The organism is Abyssisolibacter fermentans (assembly GCF_001559865.1).
GTDB lineage: Bacteria > Bacillota > Clostridia > Tissierellales > MCWD3 > Abyssisolibacter > Abyssisolibacter fermentans.
This window is the reverse complement of the sequence record NZ_LOHE01000080.1, coordinates 73,346-92,804: the sequence shown is the minus strand read 5'-3', so window position 1 is coordinate 92,804 and position 19,459 is coordinate 73,346. Positions and strand designations below refer to the sequence as shown.

Below are 19,459 nucleotides of genomic sequence, written 5' to 3'. Positions count from 1 at the left end.
ATTAGTCCTTTATACCTTAATTTACCTTTTCAATCATTTCCATAATTACTTTTTCAATTTTTTTAGTTTTTTCTTCTGAGTCTTTTTTGGTATCTGATATAGAATATATATATATCTTAAGTTTTGGTTCCGTTCCAGAAGGTCTAACAGCGAACCATGAATTATCTTCAAATACAAACTTAACTCCATTCGTATTTGGTAATTTAACATCTTCAACTGTATTCAATTTCAAATTATATTTCTTACCCTCTTCATAATTAATGAATATATCAATTTTATTATTATTTATTTGTCTTAAATAATTTTTCTTTAATCTGCCCATTATTCTATTTATTCTTTCACGACCATCTTTTCCTTCTAGTATAATAGACACAAGCTTTTCATTAAAATATCCATATTTCTGAAATAACTCTTCTAATACATCTAATAGTGTTTTACCCTGTAATTTGTAGTATGCTGCTGCTTCGCATAAAAGCATAGATGCAATAACTCCATCTTTGTCTCTAACTATAGTAGAATACACATAACCTATACTTTCTTCATAGCCAAAAATAAACTTATACTTACCGTTTTTTTCGTATCCGTTTTTATTCTGACATATATTTTTAAAGCCAGTTAGAGTTTCTATTGTTTCTACTCCATAGCTTTGAGCTATTTTTTTTCCTAATTCTCCTGTTACTATAGTTTTTACTATTACTCCATTTTTAGGAATAGTATTTTGTTCTTTTCTTGCATCTAAAATATAGTTAATTAATAATGCTCCAATTTGGTTCCCATTTAAAAAAGTATAATCTTTATCTTTATTAGTAACCATACACGCCATTCTATCACAATCTGGATCTGTTGCTATTATTATATCTCCTTGCTTTTGTTTACCTAACCTTTTAGCATAATCAAAAACATTTATATTCTCTGGATTTGGATAACCAACAGTTGTAAAATTAGGATCTGGATTTTCTTGTTCCTTTACTACAAATACATTTTTAAAACCTCTTTCTTTTAAGACTCTTCTTACAGGACGATTACCTGTTCCATTTAATGGAGTATATATAATATTCAAATCTTTGTCTATTTTTTGTCTTAAACTTAAATTTAAAACATCTTTGATATAAGCATCATAAATTTCTGCATCAATTATTTTCAATAGTCCTTTTTGTAAAGCATCACTTTCATCCATTAAAGATATCATTGTTATATCTTTAATACTCTCAATTTCATCTATTATTTTATCAGCAATATCAGAAAGTATTTGCGATCCTTCATTCCAATAAACCTTATATCCATTATATTCTTTTGGATTATGACTTGCTGTAATCATAATACCTGAATAACATCCTAACTTTCTTATTGTATAGGCTAAAACAGGAGTTGGTTTAATCTCGTCAAATAAATATACCTTGATACCATTATAAGCTAAAACAAGCGCAGCCGTTTTAGCAAATACATCTGAAAATTTTCTAGTATCATAAGCAATCGCAACACCTCTATTTTTAGCAATATCTCCCCCTTGAGAAATAATAGTTAGCGCTAAAGCTTGCGAAGCTAAAGCTACGGTATATTTGTTCATTCTATTTGTACCAGCACCTATTTTCCCTCTAAGTCCAGCAGTTCCAAAAGTTAAATTTTTATAAAATCTATCCTTTATTTCTTCCTCGTTATTATTTATATTCATAAGTTCTTCTCTTACAGATTCATCAAAATAACTTTCATTTAACCATTTATCATAATTCTGCCTGTATTCCATTAAATTCACTCCTTCATTTTAGAAAATTCATGGGAAATAAAACAACTTACAAATAACAAGGGAATTTAGTTTTAAATCTTCGTATAAACTTGTTTACCTGCTACATAGCTCCTGATAACTCTACATCCATTGAAGTCATCATAAATATTTTCTATATCTTTATCTAATATCACAAAGTCTGCATTTTTCCCTTTCTGTATGCTTCCTCTTTCTTGTTCTTGATGCGTGGCATAAGCAGTATTTATTGTAAACATTTTTACAGCTTCTTTAATCGATACAGCTTCTTCAGTACACCATCCACCCTCAGGTTTTGATTCCATATCTTTTCTGGTAACTGCTGAATATATACCATACAATGGATTAAAACTTTCTATAGGAGCATCTGATCCCCCAACACATAGTATTTCATTTTTTAAAAAAGTATTCCAGCAATATGAGTATTTCTCTCTTAATTTACCAACACGCTTTCTTACAATACGCCAATCAGTACAAACAAAAATAGGCTGTATATTAGCAATTATGTTCATTGCTTTCATATCTTGTATAACTTTTTCATTAGCAATCTGACAATGAATAATTGATGGTGTAAATTTCTTTTCTTTAATAATATTTTGATACCTTTTATAGCTATCTAAAATAACTTGCATTGCTCTATCTCCTATAGCATGAATAGCTATATCAAAATCATTATTAAAACTCTCATTAATCATCTTATCCAATTTGTCTTCTGTCTCTACTAATATACCTCTATTATCGCCTTCGTTTTCATAAGGTTCATTTAATGCTGCTGTACTTGAACCTAATGAACCATCACCTATTATCTTTATAGGACCTACTACTATTCTTTTTCCCTTTTGCCAAGATTTTAATCCTAACCTTTTATATGTATGTATATCTTCTACGCTTTCAGTTCTTAATTGTAATATAATGTTAATTGGTAATTTGTCATCTTTTTCTAGTTCTTTATATGCTCTTAAGAGCATTTCTTTATCTTCAACGTATGAAAAATCATCAATGCAAACAGTTGTAAGACCAACACTAGCAGCATCATTTAATCCCGATATCAAAAGCTCTTTTACTGTTTTAATATCATTTATCGTAGGTATTAAACCTTCTACTAATTCACACGCATTTTCTCTCAAAATGCCTGTTGGATTACCCTGTCCATCTCTATCAATTTGACCGCCATTTACTTCTTTAGTTTCACTTAATAAACCTGCTAAATCTAAAGCTTTTGTATTTACAACACATATATGATAACAAGCTCTTATTAAAATTATTGGTAATTCAGCTGATATCTCATCCAATAATTTTCTATCCGGCAATTTACAATCCTCAAAGTATTCATGATTCCAACCAACACCTACAACCCAATCACCCTTTTTCAATTTCTTCTTTTTAACAAACTCTTTAGTGACATCTGCAAGTTGCTCTAGTGATCTCACTTTTGTAAGATCAACCTGAAATTCTTTTTTGGTTGCATAAGATAAAATGTGCATATGAGAATCAGTAAAACCTGGTAAAACAGTCTTGCCTTTTAAATCTATAATTTCCCCATCAAAACTACTTAGCTCAAAGTCATTCCCAACTTCACTAAAACAACCATCTTCAACTATAAAATAATTAGCATTTTGTAAATCTGAATTCATTGTAATAATATTTCCATTGATATACGCTTCCAATAAAACAACTCCTTTCTTAACTGGATTTTATAAAACTTTAGGTGGAGTTTCTGCTCCACCTGGTTTATAGACTAGAATAAATTTAAAAAAATAATTTAAATCTCTAATGCAATTTCTATCATATCATTTAGTGTCTTTTCTCTCTCCTGAGATGTAGTTTTTTCACCCGTTACAATACTATCGCTAATTGTTAGAACAGATAATGCATTGACACCATATTTAGCAGCTAACGTATAAAGTCCTGCTGTTTCCATTTCAACAGCTAAAACTCCAAAACTAGCCCAATGCTTCCATGCGTTAGGGTCATCACCATAGAACAAATCGCTTGTTAGTACATTACCACATTTAACATCTAGATTTTTTTCTTTAGCTATGTTATATGCTTTCAATAAAAGGTCAAAATTTGCTGTTGGAGCAAAATCCATGCCGTTGAATCTAAGTCTATTGATATGTGAAGTAGTAGATGCACTCATTGCTAAGATTACGTCTCTTACCTTTATGTCTTCTCTAACAGAACCACACGTACCAATTCTAATTAAATTTTTAACACCATATTCAGTTATTAATTCATTAACATATATAGATATAGATGGAATACCCATACCTGTACCTTGAACGGATATTCTTTTGCCTTTATATTCACCAGTATAACCATACATTCCTCTAACTTCATTATAACAAAAAACATTATCTAAAAAATTATCTGCTATATATTTTGCTCTCAAAGGATCTCCTGGTAATAATATTGTTTCTGCAATATCTCCTTTTTTTGCACCTATGTGTATACTCATTTTTATAACACTCCTTTTTTATTATAATTATCCCAAAGTTTTTCATAACTTTCTTTGTCATTAAATATTGGTTTGTAACCTTCTTTTATTTCTAATGCTTTCTTGGCATCATTAACTAATAAATCAATAATTGTCATTGCAATTGCTTTAGCTGGAATTATATAAGCCATTTCTTCATCAGCAATACGAAAATCTTCACCATGAATAGTACCGTCAAAGCCTCCTAAGTTAGGCTGTATTGTTGGTAATAGACTCGAAACATCTCCAATATCACCTGAAGCAAAAACTCTCTGTCCTCTTATTATATTTTCTTCACCTATCAAACCTGCAATATTAGAGTAAAATACTTCAGAAAGTTCTCTTGATTGATCTAAAGGCAAATTACCAGGTATTTCTTGAATCTCACAAGTCCCACCTACAGCATAGGCACCCGCTTCTAATGCTCTATTAATCTTTTCACTTGAATTAATAATAGCATCTATAGAATTTGCTCTTACATAAGTCTCTAATGTTACTTCATCAGGTACAGTATTAACCACATCTCCACCCTTTGTAATTATTGGATGAACTCTTACATTATCTTCATCTCTAAATGTCTCTCTTTGAGTATTTATAGCTGTCATTCCTATTAATGCAGCATTTAAAGCATTTATTCCTTTATGAGGCTGTGCCCCTGCATGTGCTGCTTTACCCTTATATATAACTCTTTTAGCTACAAATCCGTTTAAATCAACATCAATCATAGCTTTTCTCTCAGGTTCGCTGCCCATAGCATGTGTAGCAATAACTAAATCTATATCATCAAAATATCCTTCTCTAATTAGCTCTTGTTTACCGCCAAATAATTTTATTTTTTTGTTATCTCTTAAACTTTGTCTATATTCCAAATCAACAAATTCTTCTGCTGGTGAAGCCAAAAACGATATATCTCCATCCAAATAATCCATAACTCCAGATTTAATAATTCCTGAAGCTGCTCCTAACATTACAGCAATTTGTGCACTATGTCCACATGCATGTGCTACTCCACTATTGTCTTTATCAGCATATTTATGCTTAGGTTGTATAACGCCATCAAGTTCCCCTACAACACATATCTTTGCCTTAGATGATTTGCCCTTTTTAACACCACTAACTCCAGTAATTGCTTGATCTTTTTTAATATCTAAACTCAGTTCCTTAAATTTATTGTTAACAATATTTGAAGTTCTAAACTCTTTGTAACCTAGTTCAGGATTCTTAAAAATATCATTCCCAATTTTAATTATTTCATCTTTTTCAGCATCTATAGCTTTACATACTATTTTCTTTAATTCTTGAATATTCAAACTAACACCTCAATTCGTTATGTATATATTACAACTGTGTACTCCATTTAATATTTTTAAGTATTAAAAAAGCATATCATCAATATAATTATAAATATAAATAAAACCTTTATCAAGCTAAAATCTTGATTTTAAGCAGAGAACTGTACTCTTTGTCTTCATATGAACGCTTTTCATTCTAAGAATGAGTTTAAATGATAAATATGAATTACACTTATTCTAAAAAATAGAAGAAAATCTTATAAGAGCTTCTGCCGTTCTAGTTAAATTCTCTCTAGTGTGTAATTTAGCTGCTTCAAAATCTAAAGGCTTTCTATTTATGCTAAAAACAGAAACGATTCCTGCTTGATATATACTATCTATTTCATCTCCTATTGAACCAACTATTGCAATAACAGGTACATTATATTTCAAAGCTCTATTAAGAATACCAATAGGAACTTTACCTCTTAAACTTTGCCCATCTATTCTACCCTCACCAGTAATAATTAAATCAGCATCCTTTATTGCATTATCTATATTAGCAGCATCTAGAATTATTTCAATTCCCGATTTTAACTTAGCATTTGCAAAAGCAACTAATCCTGCACCTAAACCTCCCGCTGCTCCAGCACCATTAATCTCTTGAACATCAATCCCTAAATCTCTTTTAATAATATCAGCATAGCTTTTAAGATTATCATCAAGTTCTTTTATCATACTTTTATCAGCACCCTTTTGCGCTGCATATATATATGAAGCTCCATTTAGACCATAAAGAGGATTATCTACATCACATGCTACTTCAATATCACATTCACTTAATCTAGTATCAATATTTGATAAATCAATCTTTTCTAATGACTTTAAACCTCCACCATTTAAAGAAATTTGGTTTCCTTGCTTATCTAAAAACCTTACTCCTAAAGCTGAAGCCATACCTATTCCACCATCATTTGTAGCGCTACCGCCTATTCCAACAATAAATTTTCTACATCCGTTATTTAAAGCATCTAATATTAATTCTCCTGTTCCATATGTAGTAGTTTTAGATGGATTTCTTGGCTGACTTGCTAAACATAAACCAGAAGCCTGTGCCATCTCTATAACAGCAGTTTTATTATTTAAAATCACATAGCTTGCATATATCCTCCTGAAATTTGGACCAGTTACCTGTATAGTTTTTCTTTCTCCTCCAAGTGCTTTCAACAAAACTTCAATTGTACCTTCTCCTCCATCAGCCATTGGCAGTTTTACGGTAGCTATATCACTATCTGCCATTTTAATACCACTTTCTATCGCATCACATGCAGCAATTGCTGATAAAGTACCTTTAAAAGAATCCGAACATATAACTACTTTTTTTAATGACATATTGTCTACACCTTCTTAATGATATTTAATCACAAATTATTCCTTAAAAATCATGAGCATTGAATCTAACTCTATATAGCTTCAAATTCACTTAAATCTTTTGATTCAGAATTATACAGCACATTACAAAAGTTATATGAATAATCAGGGATAATTATAGAATATCATATTTTTAAAAAAATCTATTATTAAATATATACACGATAAAAAAAACTACAGATTGAATTTACTCATAAACTGTAGTTTAATATCAACTTTTTTAATTAAATGTATTACTTAACATTTTTACTAATATAAATGAACAAATACATTCTATTTGTATAATTCTTCATATTCATTTCTTAATATTCCCATACATATTTCATCATAGTATTGTCCCTCGGCATATACTTCTTGCCTTAAAACTCCTTCTTCTTTAAATCCACATTTTTTGTAACATGCTATAGCTCTTTTATTAAAAGAAAATGTTCCCAGACTAACTTTATTCAAGTTCATATGCTCAAATATAAATTTAACTATTAATTTCACAGCATCTGTACCATATCCTTTACCCCAATAATTTTTATCAGTAATTGAGATACCAATAGAAGCATATCTATTTTTCCAGTCAACATAATTCATACCACAGGTACCAATAAAAATTTTCTCTTTCAAATCTTCTACTGCAAATGAAAAACTGCCTCTTTTTTCATCTCTTTCAAATAGCATCTTTTTCATTTTCTCAATACTAGTCGGATAAGGTATACCACTAGTATTAAATTTTTTTAACTCATAATCATTAATTTGATGTTTAAGTACATCAATATCTTCTTCAGTTATTTCTCTTAAACGTACTAATTCCCCTTTATACATTGCCAATACCTCCCTAATATAGTATAATATTTAATTATACTATATTAATAGTACTTTGTGTAAATTCTATAAAAAATAATTATTCTACCTTTGAGGTTACTAAGTGCATAAAGGTTCACTTATTCATTATGATTTAGTATAATTAAAATAATGTAAAAGATTAATAAGGAGAGTGATTAAATGAAATTATCAGTATTAGTTGATAATAATGCTATGAACATCATGTATGCTGAATGGGGTTTATCATATTATATTGAAGAAAGTGATAAAAAAATATTGTTTGATCTTGGGAGCTCTAATTTATTCATAGAAAATGCCGAAAAGATGAAAATAAATCTTGAAGACCTCGATTATGTTGTAATATCGCATGGACACTGGGATCATGTATGGGGACTACAATATCTTATAAGATATTATAGAGATAAAAGTATTCCAAAATCCAAAAGACCTACAATAATAGCTCACCCTTTGGCATTTATACCTAAATATGCAGAAGATAAAGAAAGCTTCGAACACGGCTCAATTATTTACAAAGATGAAGTAATGAAAAATTTCAATACAATATTTACAGATGAACCATATTACATTACAGAAAATCTTGTTTTTCTAGGTGAAATAACCAGAAAATTTGGTTATGAAAATAAAGAACCATTAGGAAAAATCTACATAGACAATCAATGTAAAGATGATTATATTTATGATGACACGGCACTTGCATATATAAATGAGGAAATTTTGACCATAATAACAGGCTGTTCACATTCAGGTATATGTAATATATGTGAACATGCTAAAGCTGTAACCTCTAAGGAGAAAATTCAAGACATAATAGGAGGATTTCATCTTATAGATCCCGAAAAGGAACAAATGGAAAAAACACTAGAATATATTAGATCATTAAATACTACTTGTATTCATCCTTGTCACTGTACAAGCTTAAATTCAAAAATAGAGTTAAGCAAAGTTTCTAAAATAGAAAATGTAGCAACAGGCATTGTTTTAAAATATAAGTAAAATATTAAATATTATTTTAAAAAATAGAACACAAACGGAGAAAAACCGCTATATATTATCTAGCGGTTTTTATGCTATTTATAGTCTTTTCAAATTTCCCTAAAAACTCTTCTATTTCTTTATCATTAATATTTAATGACGGTAATAATCTTATGACTGTATCATTAGTTACATTTAACATCAAGCCAAGTTCTAATGCAGTATTTTTAATTGATTGAGCGTACTGACCAGCATCTATACCAATCATTAAACCTCTGCCTCTAACATCCCTTATAACTAGAGGATATTTTGTTTTTAGTTCATTTAACCCGCTAATCATTATATTGCCTTTTCTTTTAACCTGATTTAAGAATTCACTATCTGCTATATTAGAAACTACATATTCACCAGCAGCACAAGCAACAGGATTACCACCAAATGTACTTCCATGATCACCGGGTTTTAAAACATCCTCTACTTCTTCACTTACTAACATAGCACCTAATGGAAGTCCTCCTCCCAGAGATTTAGCAAGAGTAGCAACATGTGGTTTGATTCCATATTTTTCAAAAGAAAGGAAATCTCCTGTTCTACCTAATCCAGCCTGTATATCATCTATAATTACAAGAAAATTGTACTGTTTTGAAAGCTTCATGAGTTTATCAATAAATTCCTGTGAAATTTCAACGATTCCACCTTCCCCTTGAACCGTTTCTAAAAATACTGCACATACATCATCATTTACTAATGCTTTCAAATCATTAGTATCATTGTATATAAAATTCTTAACTCTTGGTAACAATGGTAAAAAATCATTTTTATATCTATCTCTTGCTGTTAAAGTCAAGCTGCCACAGCTTCTTCCATGAAAAGAATTAGATGCAGTCAATATAACATTCTTTGAATCACTGTATTTTCTTCCAAATTTTCTAGCTAGTTTTATAGCAGCTTCATTTGCTTCCGTTCCTGAATTTGAGAAGAATACCTTTGAAGCAAAAGTATTTTCTACAAGTATTTTAGCAAGATTAACAGTAGATTCGCAGGCAAAGTAGTTAGATAGATGCATAAATCTTTCAGCTTGTTTAGCAATTATATCAGAAAGTGTTTTATTAAGGTGTCCTAGATTATTTACAGAAATTCCGCTGTACATATCTAAATATTTATTCCCATCAACATCATATAAATAAGATCCTTCGCCTCTGTCTATTTCAATGTCTATTCTTTTATATAAATTCAGTACGTATTGTTTGTCTTTTTCTACTAAGTTCACATAACTTCCCCCTTTATTAGTTGTAAAAAACCCACTAATATAGTTACTAGGGAAACATCTAATGTTTCTTTGAAAGCGTGACTTCAAGAGTTCGTTTTTTCATCGCTTCTAAGTAGAGAACCAAAATCTACAATTTTGAGTGAATCACTTACTCCTAGGAACGTAGTGAGTAGTGAGTTTCTTATTTATTTAGAAACGAGCTCTTGCGCAGCCGTCAAAGATTATTAGATGGTTCCCCCTACCAAAAACTTTTGAGTCAAACTAATAATAGTTATCCACATTTATTTTTTGTCTTACAACTAACTATTCTCTTAAATCACTTAGTATCTCCACTTTCTTAGCAGTCTTTTCATCCTTTTGCTTTATTATTTTAGCTGGCGTACCTGCTACAACACATCCTGCCGGTACATCCTCTGTAACAACAGAACCCGCTGCAACTACAGCTCCTTTACCAATTCGAACTCCTTCTAGTACTACTGCATTTGCTCCTACCAATACCTCATCTTCTATAATAACAGGAGTCTTACTTGGTGGTTCTAAAACACCAGCAATAACTGAACCAGCACCGATATGAGCATTTTTACCTATAGTTCCTCTAGCACCAACAACCGCATTCATATCTATCATTGTACCTTCACCAATTTCAGCACCAATATTAATAACCGCTCCCATCATGATTACACAATTTTTCCCTATTTCAACTTTGTCTCTAATTATTGCTCCCGGTTCGATTCTAGCGTGTAAATGATTTGTATTTAGCATAGGTATAGCAGAATTTCTCCTATCATACTCAATGTGATAGTCTTCAATACATTCTTTATTTTCACTTAATAAATCACTTAAATCATCATACTCTCCAAATAAAATACCAGATTTGTTGTCTCCGAAAAATTTAAAATTATCAAAACTTATATTAGTTAAATCACCTTTAATATACACCTTAACAGGTGTTGCTTTTTTTGCATTTTTAATAAATTTAGCTATTTCATAAGGATCAGTCATTTTAGCATCCATTTAATCACCTTCCTTTTCTCTTCTTTATATAGTATCTCCAATAATTTTATCATTAGTTACTTTTTTAATTTAAATCGCTAAACTGCATGATGTACAATATTGTCAAATTTATTAAACATATTCTAATATTTAGCTTTTATTACATCACTCATATTGTATAATCCATTATTTTTAGTACTAATAAACCTTGCTGCATCTATAGCTCCATTTGCAAATATCTTTTTTGACAATGCTATATGCTTTAATTCTATTATTTCATCATCACCTGCAAATATTATTGTATGCTCACCTGCTATAGTTCCTCCTCTTACTGCATGTATTCCTATTTCATTTTTGCTTCTTTTAGCATTATCTCCATTTCTTCCATATATAAGCTTCATTGAATTGTTTAATTCATTGTTGATTTGATTTGCTAACATAAAAGCAGTACCACTTGGTGCATCTAGCTTTTGGTTATGATGTTTTTCTATTATTTCTATATCAAAACTATCACTAAGAGCTTTTACAGTACCTTTAATTATTTCAATCAAAGTATTTATACCTACTGATGTATTAGATGAATTAAAAATAGGTATTTTTTTTGAAGCTTCATATATTTCAAGCTTATCTTCGTTAGTCAATCCAGTGGTAGCAATTACTAGTCCAACATTATTATCTAATCCATATTTCAATAATTCCGCTAAACATTCTCTATTTGAAAAATCTATTATAACATCTACATCTTCTTTAATACCATTTATATTATTAAAAACTGGAATATCTTTTGATAATGTATTTTTATCAATTCCTCCAACAACTTTAAAACCTTCACTTTCAATCAGCTTATTTATTAAAACCTGTCCCATCTTCCCATTGCATCCGTTTACTACAACACTTATCATATTAAAAGTTACCCACTTTTATATCTAATTTTTTCATCTCATTGGCTAATATCTCTAAATTATTATCCTCCATATCACATAAAGGAGCTCTTAACATTCCAACTTCCATGTTCATTAGATTCATGGCAGTTTTAATTGGGATAGGGTTAGTTTCAATAAATAATGCATGGATAAGACCATTTAACTTTAATTGTAAATTCCTAGCTTCAGTAACATTACCATTTAAATATTTCTCTACTATACTATGTGTCTCACTAGGTAAAATATTAGCTACAACAGATATTACACCGCAACCGCCTATAGATAAAATAGGTACAATCATATCATCATTTCCTGAATATATATCAAAATCCTCTGGACATAGTCTAGCTATCTCTGTTACATAACTTATGTTTCCACTAGCCTCTTTTATTGCTTGTATGTTTTTATGCTCTGCTAACTTGACTACTGTATCTACTGCTATGTTCAGACCTGTTCTACCAGGAACATTATATAGAATTATTGGTATATTTACGTTATTCGCAATATCTGCAAAATACTTAATTAATCCTTTTTGAGTAGTTTTGTTATAATATGGTGTTACCACTAATAAACCATCGGCACCAACTTTCTCGGCATATTGACTTAGCTCTATAGCATAAGCAGTATCATTACTGCCTGTCCCTGCGATAACAGGAACTCTTTTATTAACAATCTTGACTGTAAATTTTATTACCTCTTTATGTTCCATATCTGATAATGTAGAACCTTCACCTGTAGTTCCAACGGTTATGATTGCATCAGTACCCTTTTCTATATGCCAGTTTAACAATTCTTCATATTTTGCATAATTCACGCTACCATCTTCGTTAAAAGGGGTAACCATAGCTACCCCAGACCCTTTAAATAAATTCAAAATAATCACTCCTCATCTAAAGTTTATTCACCAAAAGCTCTGCAATTTGAACAGTATTAGTTGCTGCTCCTTTTCTAATATTATCTGCACATACCCATATATTAAGTCCATTATCAATACTAAAATCTCTTCTTATTCTACCTACATATACTTCGTCATTTCCTTCAGCATTAATTGGCATTGGATATACATCATTACTTAAATCGTCCTGCAATATAATTCCATCTGTGTTTCTATAAATTTCAAATACATCTTCAATATTAAAATCTTTTTCAAGCTCCACATTTACAGAAACACAATGACCGTATTTAACAGGAACTCTTACTGCTGTAGCTGTTATTTTAATACTATCATCATTAAGTATTTTTCTTGTTTCATTTATCATTTTCATTTCTTCTTTTGTATAGCCATTATCTAAAAATACATCTATATGTGGAAGACAATTGTATGCTATTTGATGAGGATATTTAACATTTTGACCACCCTCTATTCCATTTTCTAAATCTTTTATTCCTCCAACACCTGAACCTGAAACTGCTTGATAAGTTGAAAATACAACTCTTTTAATTCCGTATTTTTCTTTTAAAACTTTTAAAGGTAACATACATTGTATAGTTGAACAGTTAGGATTGGCTATTATACCTTCGTTCCATTCTATATCTTGAGGATTAACCTCAGGTACTACTAAAGGTACATCATTATCCATACGCCATGCACTACTATTATCTACAACTGTAACACCTTTTTCTTTAGCTATAGGAGCAAATTTTTTACTTATATCTCCCCCAGCTGAGAACAAAGCTATATCAATATCTCTATCAAAGGATTCTGTTGTAAGCTCCTCAACTGTATACTCTTCACCGTTAAACATTATCTTGCTGCCTTTTGACTTTGCTGAAGCGAAAAAGTATATATTATTAACTGGAAAATCTCTTTCTTCTAAAACTTTAATAAAAGTTCTTCCAACCATTCCTGTAGCGCCAACTATTGCAATATTTGCTTTTTTCATTTTAACAACCTCCATATATTCAACTTAAATCTATAATATATAATAATAACATCTATTTATGTGTAACGGGGTAAATTTCCTTGAATTAATAATGATTTTTTCCTTTACCGTGTTACTTCTATAAATTAAATGCTCTTGCTAAGCTGTTTACTGCTCTAAGCATATCACTTTTATTTAATGCATAAGAAACACTTATTTCTGATGTTGTTACTTGCTTAAACTCAATATTATTTTCGGAAAAAGCTTTAAAAATATTAGCTGCTACACCTGATTGATTCATCATACCAACACCTACTAAAGAAATCTTAATAAGATCTTCATCTATAGTATATTCAACATCATTCATATTAGCACTATATGTGGTTAATACTTTTTCTACATTAAACCTATCATCTGCATTACATGTAAATGATACACTAACCATCCCTTTCTTTGGTGCTGTTTGACTTATCATGTCTATATTAATATGATTTTCTGCAAGTATTTCAAACAATCTAGATATATTTTGTGGCTTGTAGTATATATTATCAACTGTAATCATTAAAATACCTTCGCAAACTGATAAACCTGTTACTCCTTTCTCTTCCATATTATCCAACTCCCTTATATAAGTTCCTGCTATTTCTCCTGTATTAAAGGCAACCATTATTGGAACATTATAATTTTTACCTAACTGTACAGCTCTTGTTTCTAAAACTCCAGCTCCTAAACTGGACATCTCCATCATTTCTTCGTAAGATATTGTTTCTAACTTTTTAGCTTTCTGATACACTCTTGGGTCAACAGTATATATACCATCTACATCTGTATAAATCTCACAAGAACATTTTAACATTGCTGCTAATGCAACTGCCGTAGTATCTGAGCCACCTCTACCAAGCGTAGTAATTTCACCACTTTCATTTATTCCTTGAAATCCAGCAACAACAACTACATAATCTTGATCTAAGTACTTTTCAAGTTTTTGTGTGTTTATCTCAGTTATCACATTTTTAGTATGAGCTCCCTTTGTTTTTATATCAGCTTGAAATCCCGTAAGCGATATAGCCTTATATCCTTCTTCTTCGATTGCCATTGATAAAAGTGCTATTGACTGCTGTTCACCAGTTGAAATTAACACATCCATTTCTCTAGAATTAGGTACATTTGAGATTTGTTTAGCCATTTTTATTAATTTATCTGTAGTTTTACCCATAGCTGATACAACTACTACAACATTTTTTCCTTGTTTTTTTTGTTTAATAACTCTCCTAGCTACAGCTTTAATTTTCTCAATGGTACCAACTGATGTTCCTCCATACTTCATTACTACCCTTTCCATATCATCACCGCTTTCGTTATCTTTAGTGATTTAAATCGTTACATTATGACCTGTATGTTATTTATCACATATACCAAAATACTCGTTATATATTTCATCACTCATTTATACTTTTCACATTATAATAACTAAAAGCTAACTTTTATTTTCTTTAAAGTAAAAGAAAAAAGCCTCGAGTAAAAGAACTCAAGACTTTTGCATACACAAATAACCTATTCTCTTACCCTAATGTGAAACAGCACTCCTATAGAAAACTGGGTGATTCTCAATAGACAGTACCATATTTATTCAACATAGTCCCAACATACAAAATACCAAACATCTTGTACGTTTCGGCAGTAACCCCTTTCTTGCTTAAAGCAATACTAATGACTCCTGCGGCCTCTGTAACACATTACTATTTAATTCGTTTAATACACTATAACAGTATAATAATATATTGTCAATAGATTTTATTAAATATTTTGAATAATCTAAAATAAAGAAACTGATTAACTACAAATAACTTTAAGCATAATTTGGAATATAATAAGTATGGTTAAAATCCTCATATGAACAACAAACACATAAGCAACCATTTGTTCCTCTACCAATGACATTAGTAGTTACTACTTTTTTAGTTAACTTCCTCATTTAATCACTACCTTTCATATTTATTTTTAATAAAAAAACTTATTTTAATTATTATATCATGAATTGTTTGTTATATGTGTTATTTTTTTTATTATTTGTAATTTTTTTATATTATCGTTTCTATTTTAATTAATTTTCACAAATTTCAAAACCGTTTTCAGAAATTATGCAATCATAAATAGTTTCTATAATTTATTGAGACGAGCAAATAACACTTTTAACTTTAAAAGTATAATTTTTTAATTATCACAGTAGTACGATTTATAGATATTGATAGACCTTTACATTCGATAATATGTAGTTTTTTTTACCTACTAAAAAATTAGGTTATTCAACCTAATTTTTTTAATATCTTATTATTTTGTTTTTTGTTACAATTCCCTTTATAAGCTTATTTGGCTTAACTTTGTCATTTGATATTTTGTATGCATCTAGTATCATTCTTTCTGCTTCTCTTGCTTTATCCATATCATTTGCATGTATGATTGCTATTATTTCGCCTTTTTCAACTTCTGCTCCTACTTTTTTGTTTAAATATATTCCTACTGTTAAATCTATTTGAGATTCTTTTGTCTCTCTACCTGCACCTAAAATTAATGCCGCTCTGCCTATATCATCAGCTTTGATATGATTAACATAACCTTTATCCTTTGCTTTAACTTTGTATATATATTTTGCTTGTTCAAAAGCATCTAAATCATCTATATACTTTGTATCTCCACCTTGTGCTTTAATAAATTCTCTAAGCTTTCTTAAACCAGCACCTGTTTCAATAGTTTGCTCAATCATGTTTCTTGCAGCTTCAGTATCATTTGCAACACCACCAAGCAACAGCATATATGTACCTAAAGTTATACATAATTTTGTTAAATCTTCAGGTCCACTTCCCTTCAATGTATCAATAGCTTCTTTTACTTCTAAAATATTGCCTACAGCATTACCTAATGGTTGATCCATATCAGATATTACAGCTATAGTATTTCTTCCTAAAGCACTTCCTATATCAACCATAGCTTTACCTAATTCAAATGCACTTTCATCATCTTTCATAAATGCTCCACTACCTGACTTTACATCTAGTACTATAGCATCTGCTCCAGATGCAATTTTTTTACTCATTATACTGCTAGCTATCAACGATAAATTATCAACAGTAGCAGTTACATCTCTAAGAGCATATAGTTTCTTATCTGCGGGTGCTAAATTAGCTGTTTGTCCTCCAACTGCAATTCCTATAGTATTTACATTATTTATAAAATTCTCAATTGACATATCTACAGAAAATCCATCAAAAGACTCCAGTTTATCTATAGTACCACCAGTATGTCCTAAACCTCTACCTGACATTTTTGCTACAGGTACACCTAATGCTGCAACAATCGGTGCAACAATCATTGTTACAGTATCTCCAACCCCTCCTGTGCTGTGTTTATCAACTTTTATTCCATCTATTGAAGATAAGTTGATTACTTCACCACTATTTACCATAGCACTAGTCAAATCTGAGGTTTCTCTTTTGTTCATCTTTTGAAAATATATAGCCATCATCAAGGCAGATACTTGATAATCAGGAATATTTCCTTTTGTATATTCATTGATGAAATAATTAATTTCATCTTTTGAGAGCTGCAAACCGTTTCTTTTTTTCATTATAATATCATACATTCTCATGATACTCACCTCTAATTATTAACCTTTTATTTGTTTTAAAAAACTCTCTCCATTCTTAATACTATCTACATTAAAGATGTCTGCAATAGTTTGACCAATATCTGCAAATGTAGCTCTAGTACCAAGGTTGATATTTTTCTTTAAATTCTTACCATAAGCTATGAAAGGTATATGTTCTCTTGTATGATCTGTACCAGGAAATGTTGGATCACAACCATGATCAGCATTAATAAATAATATATCATCATCTTTCATGCAATTAATAATTTCTTTCAATCTTACATCAAATTCCTCTAATCCTTTACCATAACCCTCTACATCATTTCTATGTCCCCATTTCATATCAAAATCAACCAGATTGGTAAATATTAAACCATTACTATCTTTTTTAATATATTCAATAGTCTTATCAACACCATCCATATTTGACTTAGTATGAACAGCATCTGTTATCCCTTGACCTAAAAATATATCTTCTATTTTACCAACAGCTTTAACGTCATAATTATTGTCTTTAAGCTCATCTAATAGTATTCTATGAAATGGTTTGAGCGAAAAATCTCTTCTATTGGCTGTTCTAGTAAAATTACCTTCCTGCCCAATAAATGGTCTAGCTATTACCCTAGCAACAGCATGTTCATCTATTAAAATATCTCTTGCCATTTGACATATTTCATATAGCCTTTCAACAGATATAACATCCTCATGAGCAGCAATTTGAAATACACTATCAGCAGAAGTATAAACTATTGGATATCCTGTTTTAATATGCTCTTCTCCTAACTCCTCTATAATAGCTGTTCCTGAAGCAGGTTTATTACCTAATATTTTAGTTCCTATTAATTTCTCGAATTTCTCAATTAAATCGTTAGGGAATCCTTTTGGATACGTTGGAAATGCTCTATCCATACATATTCCACACATTTCCCAATGTCCAGTTGTTGTATCCTTGCCTTTAGATTTCTCCATAAATTTACCATAACATCCAATAGGATTATCTGTAGGTTCTACACCTTTAATACCGTCTATATTTCCTAAACCAAGCTTTTGCATATTACAAAGCTTAAGTCCTCCTAGCTTTTCAGATATGTTTCCTAATGTATTACTACCACAATCTCCATATTCTTCAGCATCAGGTAATGCTCCAATACCAACACTATCTAATATAATCCATATTACTCTATTTATCATATTTTTTCCCCCTCGTGTGCAAAAAACTTAAATCACAAACAACATCATCCTCATAACTTCAAAATAGTCATCTGTTTCAAAAAGAACTTCTCTTTCTGAAAGCTTAACCATATTAGGATAAAAAGATGCTTTGTATGCATCATAATGATTACTAAATTTAATTTTTACTTCAAATTTTCTTGGCAAATTTATCTTGCATAAACTATAATCTCTTTTAAGAGCGGTTTCCACTCCTGTTGTTATATCCCTCAATGCAATATTGGGGTGAATTGAAAGAACTGAATTACCTATCCCTTCTATAACACCTTTAAACCCAATTTCATTATTTATATCTTTTATATGTTCACCAAGCTTTTTATCACCACTCACAAACACTACTGGAACACCGACATAAGCAGCTGTATACATATGTAGTAAAAATTCACTCGCGTAAATATCATTTATTTTAATACTATCAATTTTAGTAACATGCATAGTATGAGATAATGGATTTCCATCGGAACCTGCATATGAATGATATCCAATAAAAATAGCTGCATCAAAAGTCCTATCCAGCTCTTGAACCATACTAAACGGATGCCCACTCCATCCTCTGATGATTTTAACTTTTTCAGGTAACTTACTTATATCTATGTTTCTTCCACTTTCATGAGCATCTTTTATTATTATTTCATCAGCACCTGCATTTAATGCACCTTTACAAGCTGCGTTTACTTCAGCAGTCATCTGATCCGCAAAATAAACATATCCAAGCTTCCCTTTTGAAGTTTCATCCCAATGATTAATGCCTGTAATACCCTCAATATCTGCACTAATATATACTTTCATATA

Annotated in this window: 17 protein-coding genes and 1 riboswitch; of the genes, 1 reads left to right on the top strand and 16 read right to left on the bottom strand. The window is 30.3% G+C overall.

The annotated features are described in order from the left end of the window. Window positions 1–16: 16 nt before the first annotated feature. The 6 genes from AYC61_RS16115 to AYC61_RS16090 form a co-directional block, all read right to left on the bottom strand. Window positions 17–1,744 carry a phospho-sugar mutase gene (locus AYC61_RS16115; protein ID WP_066504833.1) on the bottom strand — a complete coding sequence of 576 codons (1,728 nt, stop codon included), beginning with the start codon at window positions 1,742–1,744 and terminating at the stop codon, window positions 17–19. A gap of 71 nt (window positions 1,745–1,815) precedes the next feature. Continuing rightward, entirely contained in the window at window positions 1,816–3,426 is a 1,611-nt protein-coding gene (locus AYC61_RS16110; RefSeq protein ID WP_066504824.1) for an amidohydrolase, read from the bottom strand. 95 nt (window positions 3,427–3,521) lie between these two features. Then, window positions 3,522–4,217, bottom strand: coding sequence for a purine-nucleoside phosphorylase (gene deoD, locus AYC61_RS16105; protein WP_066504822.1), 696 nt, complete (start codon window positions 4,215–4,217; stop codon window positions 3,522–3,524). 2 nt (window positions 4,218–4,219) lie between these two features. Next, window positions 4,220–5,545 (bottom strand): amidohydrolase, encoded by a 1,326-nt coding sequence (locus AYC61_RS16100; protein WP_066504821.1) that lies wholly within the window; start codon window positions 5,543–5,545, stop codon window positions 4,220–4,222. A gap of 219 nt (window positions 5,546–5,764) precedes the next feature. Further along, on the bottom strand, window positions 5,765–6,898 hold the full coding sequence (locus AYC61_RS16095; RefSeq protein WP_066504820.1) for a glycerate kinase family protein: 1,134 nt from the start codon (window positions 6,896–6,898) through the stop codon (window positions 5,765–5,767). Between the two features lie 312 nt (window positions 6,899–7,210). Next, entirely contained in the window at window positions 7,211–7,750 is a 540-nt protein-coding gene (locus AYC61_RS16090; protein WP_066504815.1) for a GNAT family N-acetyltransferase, read from the bottom strand. Between the two features lie 180 nt (window positions 7,751–7,930). Between AYC61_RS16090 and AYC61_RS16085 the strand changes: the two genes are divergently transcribed. After that, window positions 7,931–8,764 (top strand): MBL fold metallo-hydrolase, encoded by an 834-nt coding sequence (locus AYC61_RS16085; RefSeq protein WP_066504811.1) that lies wholly within the window; start codon window positions 7,931–7,933, stop codon window positions 8,762–8,764. Window positions 8,765–8,819: 55 nt separating this feature from the next. Here AYC61_RS16085 and AYC61_RS16080 read toward each other — a convergent pair whose 3' ends face one another. The 10 genes from AYC61_RS16080 to AYC61_RS16040 form a co-directional block, all read right to left on the bottom strand. Next, window positions 8,820–10,013 (bottom strand): aspartate aminotransferase family protein, encoded by a 1,194-nt coding sequence (locus tag AYC61_RS16080; protein WP_066504809.1) that lies wholly within the window; start codon window positions 10,011–10,013, stop codon window positions 8,820–8,822. 303 nt (window positions 10,014–10,316) lie between these two features. After that, window positions 10,317–11,027 carry a 2,3,4,5-tetrahydropyridine-2,6-dicarboxylate N-acetyltransferase gene (gene dapD, locus AYC61_RS16075; protein WP_066504806.1) on the bottom strand — a complete coding sequence of 237 codons (711 nt, stop codon included), beginning with the start codon at window positions 11,025–11,027 and terminating at the stop codon, window positions 10,317–10,319. A 122-nt stretch (window positions 11,028–11,149) separates the two neighbouring features. Then, the gene (gene dapB, locus AYC61_RS16070; RefSeq protein ID WP_066504802.1) at window positions 11,150–11,908 is read right to left on the bottom strand and encodes a 4-hydroxy-tetrahydrodipicolinate reductase; all 759 of its coding nucleotides are present in this window, start codon (window positions 11,906–11,908) and stop codon (window positions 11,150–11,152) included. A 1-nt stretch (window position 11,909) separates the two neighbouring features. After that, the gene (gene dapA / locus AYC61_RS16065) at window positions 11,910–12,803 is read right to left on the bottom strand and encodes a 4-hydroxy-tetrahydrodipicolinate synthase (RefSeq protein WP_066504798.1); all 894 of its coding nucleotides are present in this window, start codon (window positions 12,801–12,803) and stop codon (window positions 11,910–11,912) included. Between the two features lie 16 nt (window positions 12,804–12,819). After that, on the bottom strand, window positions 12,820–13,812 hold the full coding sequence (locus tag AYC61_RS16060; protein WP_066504795.1) for an aspartate-semialdehyde dehydrogenase: 993 nt from the start codon (window positions 13,810–13,812) through the stop codon (window positions 12,820–12,822). Between the two features lie 118 nt (window positions 13,813–13,930). Continuing rightward, entirely contained in the window at window positions 13,931–15,133 is a 1,203-nt protein-coding gene (locus AYC61_RS16055; RefSeq protein ID WP_066504793.1) for an aspartate kinase, read from the bottom strand. Window positions 15,134–15,361: 228 nt separating this feature from the next. Then, window positions 15,362–15,528, bottom strand: a riboswitch (Lysine riboswitch). 112 nt (window positions 15,529–15,640) lie between these two features. Next, complete coding sequence (locus tag AYC61_RS22115) at window positions 15,641–15,766, bottom strand: hypothetical protein (protein WP_275935258.1); 126 nt, start codon at window positions 15,764–15,766, stop codon at window positions 15,641–15,643. 345 nt (window positions 15,767–16,111) lie between these two features. Further along, window positions 16,112–17,437 (bottom strand): pyrimidine-nucleoside phosphorylase, encoded by a 1,326-nt coding sequence (locus AYC61_RS16050; RefSeq protein ID WP_066504785.1) that lies wholly within the window; start codon window positions 17,435–17,437, stop codon window positions 16,112–16,114. An 18-nt stretch (window positions 17,438–17,455) separates the two neighbouring features. Beyond that, on the bottom strand, window positions 17,456–18,628 hold the full coding sequence (locus AYC61_RS16045; protein ID WP_066504783.1) for a phosphopentomutase: 1,173 nt from the start codon (window positions 18,626–18,628) through the stop codon (window positions 17,456–17,458). Between the two features lie 27 nt (window positions 18,629–18,655). Further along, complete coding sequence (locus AYC61_RS16040) at window positions 18,656–19,456, bottom strand: M55 family metallopeptidase (RefSeq protein WP_066504781.1); 801 nt, start codon at window positions 19,454–19,456, stop codon at window positions 18,656–18,658. Between the last annotated feature and the right edge of the window lie 3 nt (window positions 19,457–19,459).